Source organism: Saccharomonospora sp. NPDC046836 (assembly GCF_040645195.1).
In the GTDB taxonomy this organism is placed as follows: domain Bacteria; phylum Actinomycetota; class Actinomycetes; order Mycobacteriales; family Pseudonocardiaceae; genus Prauserella_A.
Genome location: NZ_JBEYXW010000008.1, coordinates 128445 through 151369 on the forward strand (window position 1 = coordinate 128445; position 22925 = coordinate 151369).

Genomic DNA, 22925 nt, shown 5'->3' on the forward strand with positions numbered 1-22925 from the left:
CGGACTCGTCGAGCCGTCACCAGCGCGGAGCGGCCATATCGAGCGGATCCGCCGCGGCCTCGCCGCTGCTGGTCGCCACGGGTACGAGTGCAGGCCGGTCGAGACCGCGCAGCGCCTCGGTCATCGCCCTGCGTGCGTTGACCTCGCGCCTGGCACTGGGCAGCCACACCAGCACGGGTGTGGTGATGCCCGTGACCTCGGCCAGCCGCTCGTAGCGGGCGAGCTTGCCCGCCAGGCGGGACAGTTGCTCGGTGCCGAAGTCGAACTCGATGAACCACTCGACGTCCCGGCCAGCCTCACGCCAGCGGCCGTAGCCGTCCGGGGTGACGATGTCGCCCCAGTGCCGGCCGCACCGGTCGGCCGACCACTACGCCGCGAGCACACCAGCGGCACCGGGCTGACGCGCTCGGCGGATCAGAGTGGTGAACAGCCCATTGCAGCCCACGGTGTGCGCCAGCTGTAGCGAGAACGCGCGTCCAATCTCGCGCTCACGGCTGTAGCCCAGCTCCTTGGGATCGATGCCGTCCTCGCGAGCCAGCGCGACCGCCCCGGCGGTGTCGAGGACGTAGTACATCGGGTGCGAGCCGCGGTCGCGGTGCGGCTGGAACCGGTGCAGCACGCCCCACTGATAGAGGTTGCGCAGGCGCAGGTTCGCCCCGCGGCGACCGGTGAAGGCAATATCGATGATCTGGGTGCTGGTGAGCACGTGGTGCTCGAACAGCATCCGGCACAGCCACCGGTCGCGATCGGTGAGATGCCGGGCCAGCCACGCGTGATGCTCGGCCGAGTTGAGCACCCGCGCAACAGGTCGTTCCGGCCGATGTGCACGCAATTGTCGCTGCTGGGTGGGATTGCTCACCATCGTGACGTGCACCTCCAAGACGGCAGGACGCGAGAACGCCCTGCGGGCAAACGGAAAAAGCTGAGCGGGTCAGGCCGCGCGGCGCGGATCGAACGCCACCGGCTGGACGTGCTCGGCCGGATCGGGCGTGCTTCGAGGCTCGGTGTTCACGAGCGCGAGCCGACGGATCTCCTTGGCCCGACCGGGAATCGCGGGCGGAAGCTTCTCAGTGACCGCGGTGAACGGGGGAGCTTCCTCGCTGTCGAGCACCAGCCGCGCGGCGATGTGGAACCGACCGAGATTGGCGAGATCATGCTCGGAGAGCCGAGGCGCGGTATGCCGGGCCAAGTCCCGGGCGTCTTCGGGCGACGCCGAGAAAATGAAGAGCGCCTTAGCAGGTTTCGCACTAGTCGAGCTCGCCTCGACCGTGTCGGCCTCGGTCTACCGCACGACACGGATGTCCGATTCGCCCGATTCAAGCCAGTCGGAAGGTCAGTACCATGACGACCGCAAAGACACTTTGATACACCAATGTTGTTGCAAATGCACAGGTTGATTCGATCCTTGTACAGCGGTGTCGCGACCAGAGACAGGGCGATAGCTGCCCGAGGCCGCAATCCTGAAGTATGCGAAATCCCCTGCCGCGACGAAGAGGGGATCAGCACTCAACCTGAATCAATGGGGGATTCCAGGTGAAATAGAGGGGTAGATATGACTACTGAACAACTTCGGACCATCGAGGAGGTGTCGGCCTACCTTCAAGTTCCAGTTAAGACTCTGTACGACTGGAGGGGGAAGGGCTACGGCCCCGAGGGAAAGAGAATCGGAAAGTATGTTCGATACAAGGCCGAACTTGTTATCGCCTGGTTCGACGCACTCGACGATGAATCCAGCTAGGAGAAATCATTGGGACAGCCACCCTTAGAGCCCGGCACATGGGGAGTAATCAAGGTGGAAGAGCTACCGCGAACCAGGAATGGAAAGCGGAGGGCTCGCGCCAGCACGTACTTCAGAATGAACAATGGAACGCGAACGCGCATACGTCGCCACAGCAGCTCCGGAAACAAGGCGAAGAAGCGCCTTAAGAAGGCGCTCAGTGATCTAGTAAAAAAATCCAGAGGTGACGTGATCCAAGCCGAACACCGTTTCGTCTACGTTGCGGAGAAGTGGTGCAAAGAACTGGACGAGGCAGCCGAACTTGGTGGCCTCTCCTACAACACCGTGCGAACCTATCGCGGAAGTTTGAAGAACTGGGTGCTTCCGGCGCTGGGAAATCTTCAAATGAGGGAGGTGACTGTGACGGCTTGCGACAAGCTCGCCAAACGCGCCCTGGCGCAGGCTTCGTACGACACAGCCAAGACCGTGAAAGCCGTAATGAACGGCGTCTGCGCGTACGCCGTTCGCCACGACGCTATCCTGATCAATCCGGTCCAATCGGTCGGTCGCCTCACTCGAGGCGGGAGTAAAGAGGTCCTGGCGCTCGACCGCGATCAGCGGAAGGACCTGCTGAGCAAGCTGCGCGACTACGGACCCACACGCCAAAATGACGCGAGCGGCCGATCGCTAGGCGTCCGAGGCCAGGTCTGGCTTGATCTTCCCGACATCATGGAAGCGATGCTCTCGACAGGGGTTCGCCTCGGAGAGCTACTTGCTCTGCACAGTCCCGAGGTAGATCCGCAAGCAGCGACAGTCAATGTCAACCACCGGCTGATCCGGATAACCGGGCAAGGCCTTGTCAGACAGCCCCATCGCAAGAGCAGCCGGACCGGCTTGCTGCTGAAGGTTCCGCAGTGGTCGATACCGATGTGGAGTAGCCGGAAGCTCGCATCTGACAACGGCCCGTTGTTCCACTCCTTCACCGGCGAGCACCTTGATCCCGCAAACGTGATCAATCGGATCAGCGAGGCGATGAACGCAGTCGGGTACGGCTGGGTGACGTCACATGTGTTCCGCAAGACGGTCGGGACTGTGCTCGACGAGGCTGGCCTCTCTACGACCGCCATTGCGGACCAGCTCGGCAACACGAGAGCAGTTGCAGAGCGTCACTACCGGAGGCCCCGTGCCGCCAACCAGGCAAACGCCGACGCACTGGAAGACATGATGTAGGAGCAGCCATGGCCGATGAGTACTTCGACACTAAGTCGCCCCTCGACACCCGAGGAGACCCACCAAAAGAAGAAGCCCAGGTCATTGACCTGGGGGAGCAACGCCCGAGGTAGGAGGTAGCCTCCGTCTGGAGCAGCCGGACGGAGGGATTGAATGCGGCATTCAGCGTGCGTTCGTCCGCATTGTCCGGTCCCGGTGAACCACTCGTGCCCATGCCGTCCGTCGTGAGGTTCTTGGTCACCCACGGTTCTCCTGCCGGACATTCGCCGTAAATTCGACTACCTCACGCTTTCGCGGTCGTTTGTGACCGAAGGGGTGGCCGTGGCTAGCGCGCGTTTCCAAATATTTTCCACCGCCCCGGATTTTCAGTTAGTTTCTGTTATCAAGCCGAGTACGGCGGAGCCGGCTGGGGCGTCGGCCAGCGACGACGAACCCGAGAGACGGGCGTCGTCGGGCCAGGTCGGGTGGCGCTTGCTCGCCGCGAACAATCGCAGCCTCGGCCAGTCGCCGACACTGTTTTCCGACGTCGAGGAATGCCTGGACGGCATGCGACTGCTGCGGCGCCGGCTCCCCGAGGTCGAGATCGTCACCAAGTGCTCTGGCAGGCCACAGCAGTGGACCTGGCACCTGCACTACGACGGTGCCGAGCTGGCCGTGTCCAGCAGGGGCTATCAGCGCCGGATCCGCGCCCGCTACGCCGGGGTCTCCTTCAGCCAGCTGGCTCTCGTCGCTTATGGCAGCCCCTGCGTCGTCCCTTGATCGCGATCTGTTGGTCGTCAGTTAACCGTCGGGCGATGGAATTCAGGCCGTCCCCACCCCGATTCCCGAAAGCCGGAACAAGATGAGCGACGCAATGAGCTTGCGCGCGCCCGAGAGTGTGGAACGCCGCCGTCGCGTCCGCCCCCCAGGCGGAGCGGACTGGGCGTTCCGCTCGGTGCTGCGCGTGGCCGGGTTCGCCGTTCTGGCCATCATGGCCACGGTCGGCCTCTTCCTGACCCAGCGGGGCGCGGACGCACTCGGCCAGGCCGGGTTCGGCTTCTTCACCACCGAGGAGTGGGCAACGGAGTCCGGCCGGTTCGGAATCGCGGCCGTACTCGTGGGCACGCTCCTCATCGCCACCGTCGCGTTGTGCATCGCTTTCCCGCTGGCACTGGGGTTCGCGCTCTACATCTCCGAGTACGCCCCGCTCCGGATCAGGCGCAGCCTGATCAGCCTCGTCGACCTGATGGCGGCGGTGCCGAGCGTGGTCTACGGCCTGTTCGGCATGGTCTATCTACAGTGGAACGCTCTGGAGATCCCGCGGTGGATCTCCGAGTACTTCGGCTGGATTCCCTTCCTGCGAGTGGATGGCGTCGACCCGGACGATCCGCTCGCGTCGGAGACCGTCTACGCCACGTCGACGTTCTTCGCCGGGATCGTCGTCGGTTTCATGATCATGCCGTTCATCTGCTCGGTGATGCGGGAAGCGTTCTCGCGGGCGCCCGTCGGGGAACGTGAGGGCGCCTACGCGCTCGGCGCGACCAAGTGGGGCATGATCCGCGCTGTCGTGCTTCCGTTCGGGCGCAGCGGCGTCATCGGCGGCACGATGCTGGGCTTGGGCCGCGCACTCGGCGAGACCATCGCGGTCTACATGATCATCTCCCCGGTTTTCGCCATCCAGCTGCACATTCTCGCCAGCGGCGGCAACTCGGTGTCCGCGCTCATCGCACAGAAATGGGGAACCGCAAGCCCCTTCGGGCTGTCCGCGTTGATGGCGGCGGGGCTTGCCTTGTTCCTACTGACGCTGGTGGTCAACTTCGTCGCGTCCGCGGTGGTGGCGCGCAGCAGATCCGGCCAGGGAAGCGAGGGCTGAGCCGATGACACTGCCAGCAGACCACGAGGTTCGCCGAGACACCCGCGCCCTCCACGTGCAGGACGTGATCACTCTGGTCGGCGCCGCGGTCGCGGCGGTCGCGGTCACCGGCTGGGTCTCCGGGCGAATCCTGCCCATCAGCGGAGCGATCGCGTTCGTCGCGATCGCCTTTCCGGTCTTCCTCGCGTTCACCGCCCTGTTGACGTGGGTGGGCCACGACGGCCTGACCGTGCGTGACCGGCTCGCCGCGGTCCTCGCGCACGGTGTTGCCGCGGTCGCGCTGATCGCGCTGGTCTGCATCGTCGCTTTCCCGCTCGTGCAAGGCATCGACGCGCTGGTGCACGTCAACTTCTTCACCCAGGACATGTCCAACGCGGGCACCCTCGATCCGTTGACGCTCGGCGGCATCCTGCACGCGATCGTGGGCACGCTGCAACAGATCACCATCGCACTGGTGATCACTGTGCCACTCGGCCTCGCCTGCGCGGTATTCCTCAACGAGACGAGGGGCGCGTTCACCAGGTTCGTCCGCACCATCGTCGAGGCGATGACGGCGTTGCCATCCATTGTGGCCGGACTGTTCGTCTATGCCTCGCTGATCATCGGCCTGGGGATCGAGCGTTCCGGGTTCGCCGCCGGCTGCGCGATCAGCGTGATGATGCTGCCGATCACCGTGCGCGCCGCGGACGTGGTGATCCGGCTGGTTCCGGGATCGTTGCGGGAGGCCTCGCTGGCACTCGGCGCGCCCCAGTGGCGCACCGTCTGGCACGTCGTGCTGCCTACCGCACGGTCGGGCCTGACCACGGCGGTGCTACTCGGCACTGCGCGCGGCGTCGGCGAGACGTCACCGGTGCTGATCACGGCGGGCTTCACCCCGTTCCTGAACTTCAACCCGTTCGTTGACTCGCAGGTTTCCCTGCCACTGGCCACATTCACCCTGGTGACCTCGTCGGAGGAGACGATGAAGGCCCGCGGATACGGCGCGGCCGCGGTACTGATGGCGCTGGTGCTCGGACTGTTCGTACTGGCGCGCGCGATAAGCGGGCGGGAGCCCGGACGAAGGAGACGTTGAGGGTGTCCACACGAGACCGACGCTGGCGGATGTTGCTTGCCACACTGCTGGCAGCCGTCCTGACGGCCTGGGCCAGCCCGGCAGCCATGGCCCAGAACTACGTGCCGATCAGCGGCGCCGGTTCCACCTGGAGCTTCAACGCGCTCGACCAGTGGCGCAAGAACGTTCTGCAGTACGGCATGCGGATCAGCTATTCGGGCACCGGCTCCACCGATGGCCGCAACCAGTTCAAGGCAGGCCAGGTCGACTTCGCGGTCTCCGAGATCCCGTACGGGCTCATGGACAACGGGGTCCGCGACTCCCCGCCGACCAACCGCGGATTCGCCTACATGCCGATCGTCGCGGGTGGCACATCGTTCATGTACAACCTCACGATCGGCGGCAAGCGGGTCACCAACCTCAGGCTCTCCGGTGAGGTGCTCGCCAAGATCTTCACCGGGGCGATCACCAACTGGGCGGACCCGGCGATCAAGGCGGACAACCCCGGTCTGCAGCTGCCCGCGCGCAAGGTGGTGCCGGTGGTGCGCTCCGACGGTTCGGGTACCACCGCCCAGCTGACCATGTGGTTCGCCGCGCAGCACGGGGGGATCTGGGACGCCTACTGCCGCAAGGCGGGCAGATCGGCGCCCTGCGGATCCACTTCGGACTTCCCGATCACCCCTGCGGTGGTCGGCCAGTCGGGGTCGCTCGGGGTGACGAGCTACGTGCGCCAGCAGCAGAGCGAGGGCTCGATCACCTACGTCGAGTACTCCTACGCGCGTAACGCCGGGTTCCCCGTTGCCAAGGTGCTGAACCAGTCCAACTACTACATCGAACCCACCGCGCAGAGTGTCGCGGTCGCGTTGCTGCAAGCGCGCATCGCACCTGACCTGACCCAGGACCTCCGGTCCGTCTACACGAGCCGGGACCGCCGCGCCTACCCGTTGTCGAGCTACAGCTACATGATCCTCCCGACCACGGAGAGCGGGAAGTTCAACCGGGACAAGGGCCGGACGTTGTCCGACTTCGCCTACTACTTCCTGTGTGAGGGGCAGCAGCAGGCGGACCGGCTCGGCTACTCACCACTGCCGATCAACCTCGTCACGGCCGGAATGCAGCAGGTGGCGCGGATCCCAGGTTCCACGAGGCAGCGGGTCGACATCTCCAAGTGCAACAACCCCACGTTCTCGCGTGACGGCAGTAACACACTGGCCCGCACCGCACCGAATCCGTCCGAATGCGACCGGAAGGGCGCGACACAATGTGCCCAGGGCACCGGCGGGGCGCGGCAGGAGACCCCGGTCGGGACCGGGACAGGCAGGGGAACCGGCACCGGCACCGGCACCGCTTCACGTGGACAGGGCACGGCGAACCAGACGGGCGGGCCTGCCGGAAACACCGGAACCGACCCGGCAGCGCAGTCCGGGCAAACCGGCGACAGCGCCACCGGTCCACAGTCACAGGCCGCCATCGACCCCGAGACCGGAGAGGTCATCGGCGGCACGGAGGTGCTCGGCGCGAGTGCCATCCCCGTGTCGGTTCAGTTGCGGGACAACAACTTCGTCCTGCTGAGCGTGCTAGCCGTAGTGCTGCTCACCGGGTTGATCATCGGCCCTCCGCTCATCGCCCGTGCGCTGAGGCGCAAGGAGGGACCATGATGCGCCCGCTGCCGCGGCTTCTACTGGCCCTGGTCCTCGTCGCGGCGGGGCCGGCGTTGCTGACCGTTCCCGCGCAGGCCGCGACCGGATCGGCCGTGACAGTAGCGGGTTCCGGACCGTTCGACGGCCTGCGGGTGACCGTCAGCCAGACCCGCGACCTGATCAACCAGACGGTCCGGGTGTCGTGGAAGGGCGGTACGGCGACAGGGCCCGCTGGCAACTTCGGGATGAACTACCTGCAGATCATGCAGTGCTGGGGTGACGCGGCCACGGGCCCGACGCGGGAGCAGTGCCAGTACGGCGGGCTCGCGGCGCAGTCGGCGCCGAGCGCGGGTGACTACGTGCGGCTGCGGCAGGTCAGCTATGGCAGGACCCTCGGCGACGGTGACCCCAAGGAGACCTACCTCCCCAGCGACGGCAAGCAGGCGGTGGTGCCGTTCACCTCGGCAGGCGGGAAGACCACGGCGGAGACCGGTGAGTTCTTCGATGCCGGAACCACCAACGAGATCCCCTTGGCGAAGACGCGGCTGGACGGCACCGGCGAGGTGGACTTCGAGGTGCAGACCGCGCTCGAGTCCTACGGGCTCGGGTGCGGAAACGTGCTGGGGAACGGAAAACCGAGGTCCTGCTGGCTCGTGGCCGTGCCACGCGGCGCCACCGAGGTCAACGGCAGACCTGTCGGCACCGAAGGCATGCCCAACTGGCTGGTGTCCTCGCCGTTGTCGGCAAGCAACTGGCAGCACCGGATCGCCGTCAAGCTCGACTTCCGCCCCGTCGGCTCGTCGTGCCCGCTCGGTGCGGCGGAACGGCCGACCTCGGGGCACGAGTTCATCGCCGATGCGATGCTGCGCTGGCAGCCCGCTCTCTGTGCCGGTGGCGGAACCGTGTTCGGCTTCACCCAGGTTCCCGACGCGATCGCCCGTGGCCAGCTCGCGGGCGCCGAACCCGGCCTTACGTACGTGACCCTGCCGGTGGCACCGGATGCGGTGCCACCCGACCGGCGGATGGTGTACGCGCCGGTGGCGTTGTCCGGGCTGGCGCTGGCGTTCGTCACCGAGCGGCAGTCCGCGGGCGAGGGCGTGGTGCCGGAGGATGTCTGGCGGCGTGACGGGCAGCTGATCAACACCATGAACCTGACCCCGAGGCTGGTCGCGAAGCTGCTGAGCCAGTCCTATGCGTGGTCGATCCCGGGACGGCCAGAGCACCTCGCCGGCAACCCGGCCTCGTTGACCAAGGACCCCGACTTCCTCGCGATCAACGAGGAGTTCAAGACCTACGGCGCACTCATGTCCATTGTGGATGCCGTCGTGCCGTCCGGCGACCAGGACATGACCGAGCTGCTGTGGTCGTGGGTGAACGCCGACCGCGAGGCACGTGCGTTCCTCGACGGGGAACCGGACAAGTGGGGCATGAAGGTGAACCCGAACTACGGGAAGCTGGCGCTGCCGATCTCGAACTTCCCCAAGTCCGACCTCGCCTGCTGGCAGCCGGGAACCCTGGTGGAGACGTGCGCGCTCACACTGCACCCGCCCGCCAACGACATGCACGAGGCCGGCCGCGCGATCAGCAGGGGCGACACACTCGGCAAGGCGCCCAGCGGGCTGGCCACCCCCGACGGCCAGCCGGAGCTCAAGCGCGTCGAACGCCAGCCACAGGGCAGCCGCGGGCTGATCGCGGTGGTGGACACCGCGACCGCCGCCCGCTACGGGCTGGCGACCGCGCGGCTGCGGACAGCCTCTGGCGACTTCGTCGCCCCGACCAACTCGGCGCTGCTCGCCGGGGCGGGCGCAATGCGGCCGACCCCGGTCCCCGGTGTGCAGGCGCCGAACACCCAGGCGAAGACGAAGAACGCGTACCCGCTGGTGAACCTCAGCTACGCCACGACCGCACCCGCGGTACTGACCACGCAGGCCGGGGCCGAGTATGCCGACCTGATCCGGTTCGCGGTGGGGCCGGGCCAGACGCCGGGCGTCGCGGCGGGCCAGCTGCCGGACGGTTACGCGCCGTTGCCGGCGGCCCTGCGCGCCAAGGCGCGCAGCGCAGCCGACGCGATCGAACGGCAGGCCGGCAAACCCCTCACCGCGAACGGTGCGGACAACAACGGCGATGCGGGTACCGGTGGCTCGGCAGGGAACCTGCCGCCGACGGGGGACTATTCGGCGGGTACCTCGGGCAGCTCACCCGGCGGCACGGCCAACGGCGTGGGTGGCACCGACGAGGACCTCGCGGCCGCGTTGGGGGTGCCACACCCCGCCACCGCGCCCGACGGCTCCTCGGTTACGCCCCCGCGAGCGTCCGCGGGCCGCACACCGGCCATGCCGCTCGGCTGGCTGCGTTATGGGCTCGCGGCCGCATTCGTTCTCGGCGGACTGGCGGCAGGAGGTTCGCCCCTGCTGCAACGGCTGAGCATGCGGTTGAGGAGGTGATGCACTGGCGGGGCCTGTGACCGGCTGCAACCAGCCACAGGCGCCACCTTCCGCAGATGTGCGTTGACCGGGGCGATGGGCGTGAAACGTGGCCCCGGTACGTGCCCGGACACCAGTCCGGTGCACTACTGCGAGACTAAGGATACCTGCTGTGAGAAAGAAAAGACTCTGCCTCGGTGCGGTGGCCGGTTTGCTCGCTGTCGGGCTCGCCACGGGCTCGGCCAGCGCCGACCCCTCGGGCACCCCGACCTACCGTGACCTCGCCGGTGTCGGCTCCGACACCACCCAGGACGTCATGAACGGCCTGGCCGACACGATCACCGTCAACGGCTCCAAGGTCATCGGCTCGTACGACGCGACGGGCTCGGCCACCATCACCACCAAGGACCCGGCCACCAGCCCCCAGTGCCAGAACATCCCGCGGCCGGTCGGTTCCGGCAACGGTGTCAACGCGCTGGTCAACTCGCTGGACAACAGCACGGGCTGCGTCCAGTTCGCACGGTCGTCGAGCAACAACGCGTCGAGCTACGCCGGTAAGAACCTCACCTACATCCCCTTCGCGGTGGACGCGGTGACCTACGCGGTCCGCTCGGACAGCTCGATCTCCAAGCGGCTCACCACCGCGCAGCTCAGGTCGATCTACAACTGCACCGCTCCGGGTAGCGGAACCACCTACAAGCCGCTGCTGCCGCAGTACGGTTCGGGCACCCGGCAGTTCTTCATGCGCTCGCTCGGTCTCACCGACGCGGCGAACTACACCCAGCAGTTCACCTGTGTGTCCGATGTGGACGCCACGGGACAGCCGATCATCGAGAACACCGGCACGTTCCTCGCCCAGCAGCAGCACATCGCGCCGTACTCGATCGCGCAGTACATCTCGCAGATCTACGGTGTGTCGCCGTCGGTGCAGGGTAAGGCCGTGCTCACCACGATGAACGGTGTCGCGGCGACGGTTCTCAACACGGGCTCGTCGTTCAAGCGCGACGTCTACAACGTCGTGCCGACCGGTCAGCTCGGCAACGCGCCCTACAGCACGGTTTTCGTCGGCCCGAACTCGGCGGTCTGCACGAACGCCGCCACGATCACGAGGTACGGCTTCGGGACCGCCCCGAACTGTGGTGACACCTCGATCGTGACGCCGTGATCCACCGCATCGCACGTTCACAGCATTCTCTTCAGAGAGGCACAACAACCATGCGCACCACAACCATGCTGCGCCGTGCCGGGGTCGGCGCGCTCGCGCTGACAGCGGCCGCCGCAGCCGCGATCGGCAGCGCGGGTATCGCCGCGGCGGAACCCCCGGCGCAGACCCTTGGGCCACTGACCATCTCCCCGGCCACGGGTATCGACATCAGCGCGCCGGTGGCGCAGACCTCCGCGGGCTGCCCCGATACCTCCGACGCCTACAACATGTTCGTCTACGGTCCCGGCGGCTGGACCAACGGCCTCATCGCCACCACCACGTCGAGCGCCGGGTTCTCCACGACCCAGGGCTTCCCGATCGCGTTCGGACTGTCCTTCAAGGACATCGCCACGGACAACCAGACGACGATCGAGCCGGGTCAGTACACGATCGTCGCCAACTGCGTCGACGCGTTCTCGCAGGAGGTGCTGGGCACCTTCACCCAGAACATCTGGTTCACCTCGCCCACGCAGTACACCAGCACCGACCCCGACGCGCCGATCACCACCAGCACGGCGCTGTCGGTGACGCCGGCCAGCCCCGTCACCGACGGCACGCCGGTGACCCTGACCGCCACCGTGTCCCCGGCCTCGGCCACCGGCACCGTGCAGTTCGTGGACGGCGCAGGCAACCTGGGCAGCCCGGTGCCGGTTTCGGGCGGCACCGCGACCCTCACCACCTCGTCGCTGTCCGCGGGCGCCCACTCGCTGACCGCGGTGTTCACCGGTTCGGCGCCGAACATCTCCGGTTCGACCTCGCCCGCAGTGAACTACACCGTTGAGGCCAAGGTCGCGCAGCCCACTACCACCGCGCTCTCGGTGAACCCGAGTGGCACGGTGGAGCAGTACAGCAGCGTGACCCTCAACGCCACGGTGTCGCCTGCCGGTGCCGCCGGCCGGGTGCAGTTCACCGACAACGGCGCCAACGTCGGCGCTCCGGTGACCGTTTCGGGCGGGCAGGCAACGCTTGCCACCTCGACGCTGGCTGCGGGATCGCACTCGCTGAAGGCGGTCTTCCTGCCCACCAACTCCGCCGACTACGCCGGTTCGGAGTCGGCCGGCGTGGCACTGGAGGTCACGCCGTTCGCCGGGGTCACGGCCTCGGAGACCATCACCACCGAGGTCGCTGCTGGTGAGCTCGTGATCAGTGTCGCGAACCAGAACGTCATCCTGCCCACCGCGGAGCTGCTGCCCGACGCCAGCATGTCGACGACGAGCGGCGCTCTGAACCCCGTGACGGTCACCGACACGAGGGCCGGTAACCCCGGCTGGAACGTGTCCGGCCAGGTCACCGACTTCGGCGACGGCAGCGGCAACGCGATCAACGGTGCCAACCTCGGCTGGACCCCGAAGGTCATCGACAAGTCGGCGGTCCAGACCATTGCTGCGGGCTCGGCCGTCAACCCGGCCCAGGCCCTCGCGCCTGGTCAGACCGCGCCTGCCGGTGTCGGTCTGTCGTCCTCCCGCACGCTGGCCACCGCCGGCGCGGGCGGCGGCACCGGCACGGCGAACCTCGGCGGCGACCTCGTGCTGAACGTGCCCACCTCGACCATGGCGGGCATCTACACGGCGGTGCTGACCCTCACCGCCATTTGATCCCACTGAATACACCCGGCGACCGGCTCCCCGCATAGCCGGTCAGGGGACGGAACGGGGCTCACGTCTCTTCCACCCGTTCCGCCCCCGCACCGGTCACTCCACAAAGGACATCCCGTGCCCACCGTCAGAACCCGCCTACGCCGCGCGGCGGCCGCGCTCGCCTGCGCGCTCGTCCTGCTCGCCGGAGCCGCACCGGGCGCGGCACTCGCCTCGCCCGCCGCGCCGCCCGCGTCCTCTTCGGACAACCGCGCCACCTTCGGCGTCCGGCCGGCCACCGCAACGGCCCCGGACACCAGGCCGAACTTCAGCTATGCCGCCACGCCCGGCGCCGTGGTCAACGACTTCATCGCGGTGTCCAACCTCGCCACCACGCCCGTCGCGCTGCGTGTCTACGCCAGTGACGCGTTCAACACCCCCGACGGCGGTTTCGATCTGCTGCCGAAGGCGAGTGACCCGGTGGACGTCGGCGCGTGGGTGCGGACGAGAGCGAGCACGGTGACGGTGCCGGCCCGGTCGATCCAGATCGTCCCGTTCTCCGTGCGAATCCCCAGTAACGCCACGCCAGGCGACCACGCCGGTGGCGTCGTCGCCTCCCTGGTCACCACGGCCACCGGGGCGAAGGGACAGAAGGTCGCCGTCGAGCAGCGGGTGGGCACCCGGATCTACCTGAGGGTGTCCGGCGCGGTCCGGCCCGGCTTGTCCATTGAGGATGTTCAGCATTCCTACTCCGGCGGGTTCTTCGCGCGCGGTGACGTCGCTGTGAGCTACACGGTGCGCAACACGGGCAACATCCGGCTCGCGGGCAGGCAGCAGGTGTCGGTGAGCACCCCATGGGGTTCCACTGTGGAGGCCGGCAAGCTCGGCGACCTGCCGGAGCTTTTGCCGGGCAACTCGTTCCGGGTGACCGCCACGGTGCCGGAGCTCCTGCCGGCGGGCTGGCTCACCGGCACGGTGCGGATCGAACCACAGAACAGCGCGGCCGATCCCGACCTCCGCCTCGACCCGGTCACCACGGAGTTCACCGTCGTCGCGGTGCCCTGGGCGGTGCTTGCCGCGCTGGCGCTGCTGATCGGGCTGCTGGTGCTGCGTTACTACCTGCGCAAGCGGCGGCGGGGCGCTTCTGAGGATTCGGATCCCGTGGAGAAGAACAAGGAGGAGCGAGTCGATGCGTAGCACTCTCGGTGTACTCGCCGCGTCCGCGGCGGTGTTCCTCGCCCCGGCCGCGGCGCAGGCGGATGAGCTGGGCGGGCTGGAGATCACACCCGGCGCGAGCGCCGACATCGCGGTGATCCAGCTGCGCACGTCGGCCGGCTGCCCGGCACAGGCGGACGCTTACTACGCCACCGTGACGGGCTCCGGGTTCGCCGCACCCGGCGCCGTCGTCGTGCCCAACGGCTCGGCGGGACTGTCGCACGACGGGCCGTTCGTCGTGCACCTGCAACAGACCATGAAGGACTTCGCCGCCGACGCGGGAACCACGTTGAGCGGCGGCTACACGTTCACGGTCTTCTGCATCGACTCCTTCAGCCAGCGGAGCTTCGGTGAGTTCACCGGCGCGCTGCGGTTCGCCACTCCCACCCGGTACGAGGCGATCGGGGACGCGAAGGGGCCGGACAGGTTGCCGGACCCCAGTACCGAACCAGCCGCGCCCGGCCCCGGTACACCGTCCGACGGATCGCCTGGCCAAGCACAGGGTGCACCGGAACAGGCCCCGGCACAGGCGCCCGAACAGGCCCCGGCGCGAGCCTCGGACAACGATGCCGCCGCGGGCACCGCGGACGCATCCGGTGGCCTGGAGCCGTTTCTGTACGTCGCGGGCGGCGCGCTGGGCGCCGCCGCGCTCGGCCTCGTGTTCGGCGCGGTACGGCGCAAGAAGCCGGTGACGACATCAACGAAGACGGAGGAATGACGACCATGCGCAAATGGCACCTGGCGGCCGCGGGCGGCGTGCTGACGGCATCGCTCGTGACGGTGCTGATGATCGAGACCTCGGGGCACGCCGAGCCGCCCACTGCGACACTCGGCTCGATGACGATGGAACCGCCCAGTGGCCGCGAGATCACCGCGCCCCTCGTCCGCACCGCGACGGGCTGTACGACGGACTCCGACGGCTACAACGCGTTCGTCTACGGCCCCGGCGGCTGGTCCGGCGGGCTGCTGGCCACGTATGGCACCAGTGACGCCGGGTTCTCCACCACACAGCCGTTCGCGGTCAACTTCACCAAGTCGTTCGTCGACATCGCCGTCGACAACAACACCGTGATCCTGCCCGGCGAGTACACCGTGGTGGCCAACTGTGTGGACATGTTCACCACCGAGGTGAAGGGCACGTTCACCACCAAGATCTGGTTCACCGACGCGACCCACTACACCAGCACCGACCCGAACGCGCCGACCACCACCACTACGACGACTGACGCGACCAGCACCACGACCACTGACCCGACCACCAGCACGACCGAGCCGACCACCACAGAGCCGACCACCACAGAGCCGACGACGACCGAGCCGACCACGACCGAGCCGACCACGACGACAACCGAGCCCACGACCACCGAACCGACCACCACTGAGCCGACCACGACGACAACCGAGCCCACGACCACGACGACCGACGCGACGACGACAACGACGGACGTCACCACGACAACGACTGACGCGAGCACCACCACGACCACGGCGGAAACGACGACCACGACGAGCGACCCCGCACCGGCACCGGGACGGCTGGGCTCGCTGACCGTGCAGCCGGAGACCGGACTCGACATCAGTGCGCCGCGCGTCCAGTCCAGCGGCGGCTGCGCGACGGATGCCGACGCCTACAACATGTTCGTGTTCGGCCCGGGTGGCTGGGCGGACGGGCTGATCGCGGCGACCACATCGGAAGCGGGAATGTCGAAGTCCGATCCGTTCGGGGTCTACTTCTACCAGTCGTTCGCCGACATCGCCCGCGACGCCGAGACCACCATCCAGGCCGGCGAGTACCGGATCGTGCTCAACTGCGTCGACGCGTTCTCGCAGGAGGTCAAGGGCTTCTTCGACACGAAGATCTGGTTCACCGACGCCACCCACTTCACCACCACCGACCCGGGTGGCGGGACGACGACCACGACCACGACCGACGGCCCGACGTCGACCACCACCAGCGACACCGAGACGACCACCGACACCACGACCGATGAGTCCACAACGGACACCGAGACGACGACGGACGAGTTCCCCTCGGACGTCATCACTCCGGAGGACGACGGGACCACGGACCTAGGCCAAGGCACATCGCCCGATGCCGGATCGGACACCGGCGACCTGGCCTACACCGGCACCCCGATCGGACTCGCCGTACTGCTCGGGCTCGGTCTCGTCGGCGGCGGCGCGCTGGCGCTCCAGGCGTCCCGCAGGCGTGCCGCGGACCGGAGTGAACCCGGCGGGAACCACTTGTGACCACTGTGGAGCTGCCACCGGTGCAGGCGCCGGCGCCTGCACCGGTGGCAGGCGCGCCGGAACCGCATCAGGCAGGCCTTCGCACGGCTGCCCATGCGCTCGGCATCGTCGCGGCGATCATGCTCGGGTTCGTGTTCCAGGTGACCGTGCTGGGCGCACTGTCCCACGACCGAGCGCAGGAGCTCGCCTACGACCAGTTCCGTTCCGAGCTGGCGCAAGGAGTCGGCCCGGTCTCACCGCTCGACGAACAGCGGCGCCTGTTGGAGCCCGGCACCCCGGTCGCGATCATCCACATTCCCCGCATCGGGGTGCACGAGGTGGTCGGGGAGGGTACCTCCGCGACCGCGCTGATGGCCGGTCCTGGACACCAGCGCGACACAATGCTGCCGGGACAGGCGGGTCTCAGCGTGATCATGGGCAGGCGCGCGGCCTACGGTGCACCGTTCGCCGACCTCGGGCAGCTCCACCGCAACGACGAGATCCGCATCATCACCGGGCAGGGCGAGCACGTCTACGCCGTCACCGGCGTGCGCAGGGCGGGTGACCCACTGCCTCCCGCCCTGCGCGACGGTGAGGGCAGGCTGGTGCTCGACACCGCGGACGGGCCGATGTTCCTGCCCACCGACGTGCTGCGGGTCGATGCCCGGCTCGTGAGCCCCGCCCAGCCGACCAACGGCGTCGTTCCGTCGTTCGCGATAGCGGAGTCCGAGCGCGTACTGAGGAGCGATCCGTCGGCGCTGACCGGAATCGTGCTGTGGACAGCGATCCTGCTGGTTGCCGCGCTGGGCGTGGTTTATGTCCGCAGGCGCGCTGGCCGTTGGCACGCCTGGATCATCGGCATCCCGGTGCTCGGTGCGCTCGGCTCGGCCGTCGCGGACCATGCGGCAGCCCTGCTCCCCAACCTGATGTGAGTGCTGACGTGAGCCACTCGAGGAGCGAGACGATGACACTGACCGACACGATGGAGATCTCGGCCATTACCAGCGAGCCGGCGAGCCTGGAAGCGAGGTCGATCTCGGCCTGGTTCGGCGACCACAAGGTGCTCGACCGGGTCTCGCTGGTGATGCCGGGCGGGTCGGTCACCGCGCTGATCGGCCCGTCCGGCTGCGGGAAGTCCACGTTCCTGCGCACGCTCAACCGCATGCACGAGCTGGTGCCGGGAGCGTCACTGGCCGGCGAGGTCCTGTTGAACGACAACGATATCTACGGCCGCCGCTGGAAGCTCACCGAGGCGCGCAGCCAGATCGGGATGGTGTTCCAGAAGCCGAACCCGTTCCCGGCGATGTCCATTTACGACAACGTGGTCGCGGGTCTCAAGCTCACCGGCAGGCGAGCCAGGAGGTCTGAAAAGGACAGTCTGGTGGAGGAGTGCCTCAGCAAGGCCGGGCTGTGGAAGGAGGTCCGGGAGCGGCTGCGCCAGCCCGGCGGCGCCCTGTCCGGAGGGCAGCAGCAGCGGCTCTGCATCGCGCGTTCGCTCGCCGTGCGCCCGAAGGTGCTGCTCATGGACGAGCCGTGCTCCGCGCTGGACCCGACGTCGACCCGCCGCATCGAGGAGACGATCGCCGAGCTCGCAGACGAGATCACGATCGTGATCGTCACGCACAACATGCAGCAGGCCGCCCGGGTGTCCCGCCAGTGCGCGTTCTTCCTGGCAGAGAACGGAAACCCAGGCGTCATCGTCGAGTCAGGGCCGACCGACGTGATCTTCGATACTCCCTCGGACCCGCGCACCGAGGACTACGTGAACGGCCGCTTCGGCTGATCGTCCGCTTTGGAGGAACAAGATGCGGAACTGGCTACGGTACGCCGCCGCCGCGGGTGCCGTGCTCGTGGCGCCGACGCTGCTCGGCGCCGATCTGCCCAACCGGCCCACGACGCAGCTGGCGCTCGCGGCCCCCACCCCGCCGCCGTGGGCGCCCAGTGTGGACGGCTCGCTACCTGAGCCGATCCCGCTCGACACACTGGAGACGGAGGTCGTGCCGACCACCGAACCGCCCGTGCTGTACACGGCGGGTCCGGTGGCCTCGGCGCCGGATGCCGGCTTCGGCATCCCGGCTTCCGCGTTGGCGGCCTACCAGCGGGCGGAGCGGACACTGGGCACCGGACTTCCGGGCTGCCACGCGCCGTGGTCGCTGCTGGCGGCCATCGGCAAGGTCGAGTCCGGCCACGCCAGGGGCGGGCTGGTGGATGCCGAAGGCAACACGGCGCAACCGATTCTGGGACCGGTGCTCAATGGTGGCGACTTCGCAGCGATCCCCGACACGGACGGCGGCCTGTTCGACGGGGACACCGTCTGGGATCGCGCGGTGGGCCCGATGCAGTTCATACCGTCCACCTGGCGGCACTACGCGGCCGACGGCAACGGCGACGGTGTGCTGAGCCCGCACAACATCCACGACGCGGTGCTGGCCGCGGGCCGCTATCTCTGCGCCGGTGGGACCGACCTGTCCGATCGCCAGCAGCGGGCCGCGGCGGTGTTCCGCTACAACCATTCGCAGACCTACGTTCGCACGGTCCTCAGCTGGGCCGACACCTATGCCCGTGGCGTGACACCAGAACCCGACAGCACAGACGGCGGCGGATGGGTCGTCGCCGCTGGAGCGGCAGCCCCGCAGCACGCGCCGGACGATGCGCCGGCGCCGACCGGACAACGGCCGGCTGGACCGGCTGCTCCTGGGAAGGCACCGGGTGGCACGCCACCGGCGAGCCCGGAGCCATCCAGCCCGCCGTCGCCGACCAGCTCTGTGCCGGCACCGCCCAGTTCGACGCCGCCGCCGACCAGTTCCACGTCGGCACCGCCCAGTTCCGAGCCGCCACCGACCAGTCCCGAGCCCACGCCGACAAGTCCCGAGCCGACCACTCCTGAGCCCACCCCGCCCAGCTCCGAGCCGCCCGCGGACACCGACACGAGCACACCGGCCGAGCCGGCTCCGTCGAGCCCGCAGCCCACAGACCTGCCGGCAGGTGGCGCCGCCGTGCCGGTCTGACCTCGCCTAGGGCTGCAGGATCATCTGGGCGATGTGTTCGGCCAGCCGCTCCCGGGTCTGGGGAGGGAGCGGCTGGTCGAACACGGACTCGTACATCCAGAGGCCGTCGGCGGCCAGGCGGGCGATGAACCGGATCAGCACGCCTCGATCGGTGTCGACCGCGTCGATCGGCGTCGTCCAGCGGTCGAGCACGGCCTTCCAGGGGAGGTTGTGCTCGGGGTGGGTCGCCGCTTCGAGCATGAGCTGCAGTTCGGCGCGGGTGGAGGACTGCGCACACACCCTGGCGTAGGCGGCGAGGCGTTCATCGGGAGTCGCCTGGTCGTACGATTTGCCTGCCGCGTCGACGAGGGTGGCTTCCCATTCGGCGGCCAGGTGCTGGTGGATTGCGGCGAGCAGGGCCTCGCGCGAGGGAAAGTGGTACATGATCCCACCACGAGTCAGCTCGGCCTCCGCGGCGACGGAGTCGAACGTGACCGCCGTGACGCCCTCGCGTTGGACTAGGCGCACGGCGGCACTCAGGATCGTGCCGCGGTTGCTCACGCGCATGGACGCTCCTTCCCGTTCCTTCTCAGTGGCTGGAGTCATACGCTGACGACGCCGAACCCGGCCCGTAGCGGCGCAACAGCACGGCGGTGATGGCCGCGGCGAGGGCCAGTACGGCTGCCGCGATGACCATGACGACAGCGTAGCCGTGGTCGAAGGCGCTGAAGGCCGCGTCCAGGATGCCCCGGTCCGAGCCGGCGGTGGTGATCGCCCCGATCAGCGAGTCGTGCGCCGCGGCCGGTGCGCCGGCAGGCAGCTCGACGGTCCCGGTGTAGACGGCGCCGAGGAGGGCCCCGAGGAGAGCGACGGCGGTGAGGTTCCCGAACTCGTAGGAGACCTCTTCGACGGAGGACGCCATGCCGGCGCGGCGGGCGGGCACGTTGCCGATGATCGCGGTGGACGCCACCGCCATCACGGCACCGAGCCCCATGCCGGCAAGCGCCAGCCCTCCGATGACCCACCCGAACCCGGCGCTGATCCCGTACAGCGTGGTCAGCACACCGGCCGCGGCGACGAACAGACCGCCGCTTATGAGGTAGCGCATGCCGATGACGTGCAGGAACGCGCCACCGAGCAGTGCGGTGGGAAGCGAACCGAGGACGAGGGCGGAGACCAGCAGACCCGCCTGTAGTGGGCTGAAGTCGGAGACCAGCTGGAAGCGCTGCGTGGTCACCAGCTGTACCCCGCCCGTGGCGAACATCGCGAACCCGGCGGCGAGCACCCCGGACAGGAACGCGGGGTTACGGAAGATCGTGAGATCGAGCAACGGGTAGGGCAGTCGCCGCTGACGCCGGGTGAAGACCAGCGCCCCGCCGACGGTCGCGATCAGCGCGATGACGGCGACGGGCCAGGACGGATCGGACGTCGCGAGCTCCTTGATCGCCACGACGAGGCCGACGAGCGTGACCATGATCTGCAGTGACGAGACCAGGTCCCACCGCTTCGAGGGGTCCGCGTCGTTCGGCGGCGCGATCCTCGCCGCGACGGCGAAGGCCAGCACGGCGATCGGCACGTTGATCAGGAACACCGAGCCCCACCACAGCCGCTCGAGCAGCAGGCCACCCAGCAGCGGGCCCGCCGCGCCGCCGACGATCGCCAGTGAACCCCAGATCGCGATCGCGATGTTGCGCTCGCGATCGTCGCGGAACGTGACGCGGATCAGCGCGAGCGTGGACGGCATCATCGCCGCAGCTCCCACCGCCAGCGCCGCCCTGCCGGCGATCAGTACCCCGGGGTTCGGCGCGAAGGCGGCCACGAGTGAGGCGCCCGCGAACACCACCAGACCGATCAGGAACATCCGCCGGTGCCCGACGCGGTCACCCAGTGTCCCCGCCCCGAGAAGCAACCCGGCCATCACCACCGGATAGGCATTGATGATCCAGAGACCCTCCGTGCTGGACGCACCGAGCTCCCTGGTGAGTGTGGGCAATGCCGTGTACAGGATCGAGTTGTCCAACGCGATCAGCACCAGGCCCGCACCCAGCACCACCAGCAGTGTCCAGCGTTGCCGAGCGGTCAACAGCATCGGGTCGTGGGCTGGTGCGCGATCAACAGTCACTCTGAAACTGTACCATCAAGAATGTATAGTTTGACACGACCCGAGAGCCCACCGATTGATGTAGACCACTTTCAGGTGATCACCCGGGAACGCAGGTTCTGGAACTGGCGCAGCTGCATGGTCACGTGTGCGGGCTCGCCGACCAGCAGGTCGAACGGCCGGGTCAGCCGGCGTGGGCGGCTCCGGCCGCGGGTGCGGACCACGAGACGGGTCTGCTCGCCAGGGGTCGGTCGCAGGTGGAACGCCCAGATCCCGTTCAGATAGGCCAGGGGCAGGGGAGTGGACCCGGCGTTGAAGGAGCGGCCGGACGGCAGCACCAGATCCGACCGCAGCACCAGGGTGCGGTTCGGCTCCAGCATCGCGACCGTGAACCAGGTCTGGCCGTTGCGCGATGCGCTCACCCGTTGCCCCACCCGCAGGCTCTGCCATTCGGCGACAATGCGGTCCGTGCTCGGTTCGCCATAGTGGTCCAGCCGGTCCCAGCTGTACCAGCCGCCGCGGTCAGCGCCCATCTGCACCAGCCAGGCCCAGACCCGCTCGGGCGGGGCGGGAAGGGTCGTGGCCATCGTCGAGGAGCCGCCGGCGTCGGGGACCAGTTCGTCACCGGGATAGGCGCGGGCGGCCTCGTCCCGCGTGGCGCCCCAGGTCAGCAGCCGTGGCCGGACCCGCAACGCGTAGACCGTCGCCGCGGCGGCGGCCGTGCCGAACCGGAGTAGACGGACCCCGGAACGCTGTCCGCTCATCTCGTCAGCGTCCCACCGCTGTGGCTTTGGCGAGAAGGACCTTTCGGCCCTAGGTCCGCCTCGCAGCGGCGGCGTAGCAACGGTTCACGGGACAACGGCGACCCAGGGAAGGACTGACTGGCATGCGTCGATCCAGGACGAGCGCGGCAGTCGCCGTGGACGTGACAGTCCGTGACGAGTTCACACCCACCGCGGTCGACTACGCACGCACCAAGATCGGCAAGCTGGCCAAGCTCGCCCACGAGCCGGTGCTCGCCGCGCGAGTGCGGCTGACCCGGCACGGTAACCCGGCGGTGGCGCGGCCGGTGATCGCACAGGCGAACCTCGACGTCAACGGCCGCCTGGTGCGCGCGCAGGTCGCGGCGCCGACCGCGGAGGAGGCGATCGACCGGCTCGGCGCCACACTGCGGCAACGGCTCGCGCGTGTCGCCCAGCACTGGGAGGCCCGGCGCGGCCGCATGCCGGGGCCGGACGAGTGGCGCCACATCTCCGAACCCGCGCACCGGCCCGGCTACTTTCCGCGCCCACCCGCCGAACGGGAGATCGTCCGGCACAAGTCCTTCACCGTGCCTCGCTGCACCGTGGACGACGCCGCCGCGGAAATGGAGCTGCTGGACTACGACTTCCACCTGTTCACCGAGTCCGGCACCGGACACGACAGCGTGCTCTACCGTGCAGGCACCACCGGCTACCGGCTCGCGCAACCGACGCCACCAGAGCCCGGCGGGCTCGCCACGCACCAGCTGCCGGTGACGATCAGCCCGCAACCCGCACCCGCGCTCAGCACAGGGGGTGCCGTCGAGCGGCTCACACTGACGGGCCTGCCGTTCCTGTTCTTCGTCGACCCCGCGCTGGGCAGGGCCCGCGTGCTGTATCACCGCTATGACGGGCACTACGGGCTGATCACACCCGCCGCGTAAGACGGTCCACAGTAGACA

At 68.3% G+C, this 22925-nt stretch carries 21 protein-coding genes and 1 pseudogene; 16 read left to right on the forward strand and 6 right to left on the reverse strand.

All coding sequences use genetic code 11. The annotated features are described in order from the left end of the window. Window positions 1–16: 16 nt before the first annotated feature. The 3 genes and pseudogenes from ABZ863_RS12845 to ABZ863_RS12855 all read right to left on the reverse strand — a co-directional run bounded on the left by ABZ863_RS12845 (window position 17) and on the right by ABZ863_RS12855 (window position 1189). Window positions 17–169, reverse strand: coding sequence for a hypothetical protein (locus tag ABZ863_RS12845; protein WP_358534764.1), 153 nt, complete (start codon window positions 167–169; stop codon window positions 17–19). An 18-nt stretch (window positions 170–187) separates the two neighbouring features. Further along, window positions 188–862, reverse strand: a pseudogene (locus ABZ863_RS12850) (replication-relaxation family protein); the annotation flags it as partial. Between the two features lie 69 nt (window positions 863–931). Beyond that, on the reverse strand, window positions 932–1189 hold the full coding sequence (locus ABZ863_RS12855) for a hypothetical protein (protein WP_358534640.1): 258 nt from the start codon (window positions 1187–1189) through the stop codon (window positions 932–934). A 363-nt stretch (window positions 1190–1552) separates the two neighbouring features. On the opposite strand from ABZ863_RS12855, the gene ABZ863_RS12860 reads away from it, so the two are divergent. The 15 genes from ABZ863_RS12860 (at window position 1553) to ABZ863_RS12930 (ending at window position 19143) form a co-directional block, all read left to right on the forward strand. Next, complete coding sequence (locus ABZ863_RS12860; protein WP_358534642.1) at window positions 1553–1738, forward strand: helix-turn-helix domain-containing protein; 186 nt, start codon at window positions 1553–1555, stop codon at window positions 1736–1738. A 228-nt stretch (window positions 1739–1966) separates the two neighbouring features. After that, window positions 1967–2947 (forward strand): site-specific integrase, encoded by a 981-nt coding sequence (locus tag ABZ863_RS12865; RefSeq protein ID WP_358534644.1) that lies wholly within the window; start codon window positions 1967–1969, stop codon window positions 2945–2947. Window positions 2948–3418: 471 nt separating this feature from the next. Next, window positions 3419–3706, forward strand: coding sequence for a hypothetical protein (locus ABZ863_RS12870; RefSeq protein ID WP_358534646.1), 288 nt, complete (start codon window positions 3419–3421; stop codon window positions 3704–3706). A gap of 94 nt (window positions 3707–3800) precedes the next feature. Next, window positions 3801–4799 carry a phosphate ABC transporter permease subunit PstC gene (gene pstC / locus ABZ863_RS12875; protein WP_358534648.1) on the forward strand — a complete coding sequence of 333 codons (999 nt, stop codon included), beginning with the start codon at window positions 3801–3803 and terminating at the stop codon, window positions 4797–4799. 4 nt (window positions 4800–4803) lie between these two features. After that, window positions 4804–5871 carry a phosphate ABC transporter permease PstA gene (pstA, locus tag ABZ863_RS12880; protein WP_358534650.1) on the forward strand — a complete coding sequence of 356 codons (1068 nt, stop codon included), beginning with the start codon at window positions 4804–4806 and terminating at the stop codon, window positions 5869–5871. A 2-nt stretch (window positions 5872–5873) separates the two neighbouring features. Then, window positions 5874–7508, forward strand: a complete 1635-nt coding sequence (pstS, locus tag ABZ863_RS12885; protein WP_358534652.1) for a phosphate ABC transporter substrate-binding protein PstS — start codon at window positions 5874–5876, stop codon at window positions 7506–7508. Continuing rightward, window positions 7505–9934: a hypothetical protein gene (locus tag ABZ863_RS12890; RefSeq protein WP_358534654.1), complete on the forward strand. Its 2430-nt coding sequence runs from the start codon at window positions 7505–7507 to the stop codon at window positions 9932–9934. The genes pstS and ABZ863_RS12890 overlap by 4 nt, the downstream gene beginning before the upstream one ends. 151 nt (window positions 9935–10085) lie before the next feature. After that, window positions 10086–11078, forward strand: a complete 993-nt coding sequence (locus tag ABZ863_RS12895; RefSeq protein ID WP_358534656.1) for a substrate-binding domain-containing protein — start codon at window positions 10086–10088, stop codon at window positions 11076–11078. 50 nt (window positions 11079–11128) lie between these two features. Beyond that, window positions 11129–12712, forward strand: a complete 1584-nt coding sequence (locus ABZ863_RS12900; protein WP_358534658.1) for an Ig-like domain-containing protein — start codon at window positions 11129–11131, stop codon at window positions 12710–12712. A 117-nt stretch (window positions 12713–12829) separates the two neighbouring features. Next, window positions 12830–13888, forward strand: a complete 1059-nt coding sequence (locus tag ABZ863_RS12905; protein ID WP_358534660.1) for a DUF916 domain-containing protein — start codon at window positions 12830–12832, stop codon at window positions 13886–13888. Then, window positions 13881–14624, forward strand: a complete 744-nt coding sequence (locus ABZ863_RS12910; RefSeq protein ID WP_358534662.1) for a hypothetical protein — start codon at window positions 13881–13883, stop codon at window positions 14622–14624. Before ABZ863_RS12905 ends, ABZ863_RS12910 begins: the two co-directional genes overlap by 8 nt. A 5-nt stretch (window positions 14625–14629) precedes the next feature. Next, window positions 14630–16156, forward strand: coding sequence for a hypothetical protein (locus tag ABZ863_RS12915; protein WP_358534664.1), 1527 nt, complete (start codon window positions 14630–14632; stop codon window positions 16154–16156). Next, entirely contained in the window at window positions 16153–17067 is a 915-nt protein-coding gene (locus ABZ863_RS12920) for a sortase (protein ID WP_358534666.1), read from the forward strand. Before ABZ863_RS12915 ends, ABZ863_RS12920 begins: the two co-directional genes overlap by 4 nt. A gap of 32 nt (window positions 17068–17099) precedes the next feature. Beyond that, window positions 17100–17918, forward strand: a complete 819-nt coding sequence (locus ABZ863_RS12925; RefSeq protein WP_358534668.1) for a phosphate ABC transporter ATP-binding protein — start codon at window positions 17100–17102, stop codon at window positions 17916–17918. Between the two features lie 22 nt (window positions 17919–17940). Beyond that, on the forward strand, window positions 17941–19143 hold the full coding sequence (locus ABZ863_RS12930) for a lytic murein transglycosylase (protein WP_358534670.1): 1203 nt from the start codon (window positions 17941–17943) through the stop codon (window positions 19141–19143). Window positions 19144–19149: 6 nt separating this feature from the next. On the opposite strand, the gene ABZ863_RS12935 is transcribed toward ABZ863_RS12930, so the two are convergent. From ABZ863_RS12935 to ABZ863_RS12945, 3 genes are all read right to left on the reverse strand, one after another. After that, complete coding sequence (locus ABZ863_RS12935; RefSeq protein WP_358534672.1) at window positions 19150–19689, reverse strand: TetR/AcrR family transcriptional regulator; 540 nt, start codon at window positions 19687–19689, stop codon at window positions 19150–19152. Between the two features lie 22 nt (window positions 19690–19711). Further along, the gene (locus tag ABZ863_RS12940; RefSeq protein ID WP_358534674.1) at window positions 19712–21244 is read right to left on the reverse strand and encodes an MFS transporter; all 1533 of its coding nucleotides are present in this window, start codon (window positions 21242–21244) and stop codon (window positions 19712–19714) included. A 71-nt stretch (window positions 21245–21315) separates the two neighbouring features. Then, entirely contained in the window at window positions 21316–21987 is a 672-nt protein-coding gene (locus tag ABZ863_RS12945; protein WP_358534676.1) for a hypothetical protein, read from the reverse strand. A gap of 122 nt (window positions 21988–22109) precedes the next feature. Here ABZ863_RS12945 and ABZ863_RS12950 point away from each other — a divergent pair, with 122 nt between their 5' ends. After that, the gene (locus ABZ863_RS12950; RefSeq protein WP_358534678.1) at window positions 22110–22907 is read left to right on the forward strand and encodes an HPF/RaiA family ribosome-associated protein; all 798 of its coding nucleotides are present in this window, start codon (window positions 22110–22112) and stop codon (window positions 22905–22907) included. Window positions 22908–22925: the final 18 nt, after the last annotated feature.

What these genes read in the sequence shown, in the direction of transcription:
- ABZ863_RS12900 (WP_358534658.1), top strand. Translation starts at nt 11,129, where the DNA reads ATGCGCACCACAACCATGCTGCGCCGTGCCGGGGTCGGCGCGCTCGCG.
- ABZ863_RS12860 (WP_358534642.1), top strand. Translation starts at nt 1,553, where the DNA reads ATGACTACTGAACAACTTCGGACCATCGAGGAGGTGTCGGCCTACCTT.
- ABZ863_RS12930 (WP_358534670.1), top strand. Translation starts at nt 17,941, where the DNA reads ATGCGGAACTGGCTACGGTACGCCGCCGCCGCGGGTGCCGTGCTCGTG.
- pstA (WP_358534650.1), top strand. Translation starts at nt 4,804, where the DNA reads ATGACACTGCCAGCAGACCACGAGGTTCGCCGAGACACCCGCGCCCTC.
- ABZ863_RS12935 (WP_358534672.1), bottom strand. Translation starts at nt 19,689, where the DNA reads ATGCGCGTGAGCAACCGCGGCACGATCCTGAGTGCCGCCGTGCGCCTA.
- ABZ863_RS12925 (WP_358534668.1), top strand. Translation starts at nt 17,100, where the DNA reads ATGACACTGACCGACACGATGGAGATCTCGGCCATTACCAGCGAGCCG.
- ABZ863_RS12945 (WP_358534676.1), bottom strand. Translation starts at nt 21,987, where the DNA reads ATGAGCGGACAGCGTTCCGGGGTCCGTCTACTCCGGTTCGGCACGGCC.
- ABZ863_RS12950 (WP_358534678.1), top strand. Translation starts at nt 22,110, where the DNA reads ATGCGTCGATCCAGGACGAGCGCGGCAGTCGCCGTGGACGTGACAGTC.
- pstC (WP_358534648.1), top strand. Translation starts at nt 3,801, where the DNA reads ATGAGCTTGCGCGCGCCCGAGAGTGTGGAACGCCGCCGTCGCGTCCGC.
- ABZ863_RS12890 (WP_358534654.1), top strand. Translation starts at nt 7,505, where the DNA reads ATGATGCGCCCGCTGCCGCGGCTTCTACTGGCCCTGGTCCTCGTCGCG.
- ABZ863_RS12915 (WP_358534664.1), top strand. Translation starts at nt 14,630, where the DNA reads ATGCGCAAATGGCACCTGGCGGCCGCGGGCGGCGTGCTGACGGCATCG.
- ABZ863_RS12910 (WP_358534662.1), top strand. Translation starts at nt 13,881, where the DNA reads ATGCGTAGCACTCTCGGTGTACTCGCCGCGTCCGCGGCGGTGTTCCTC.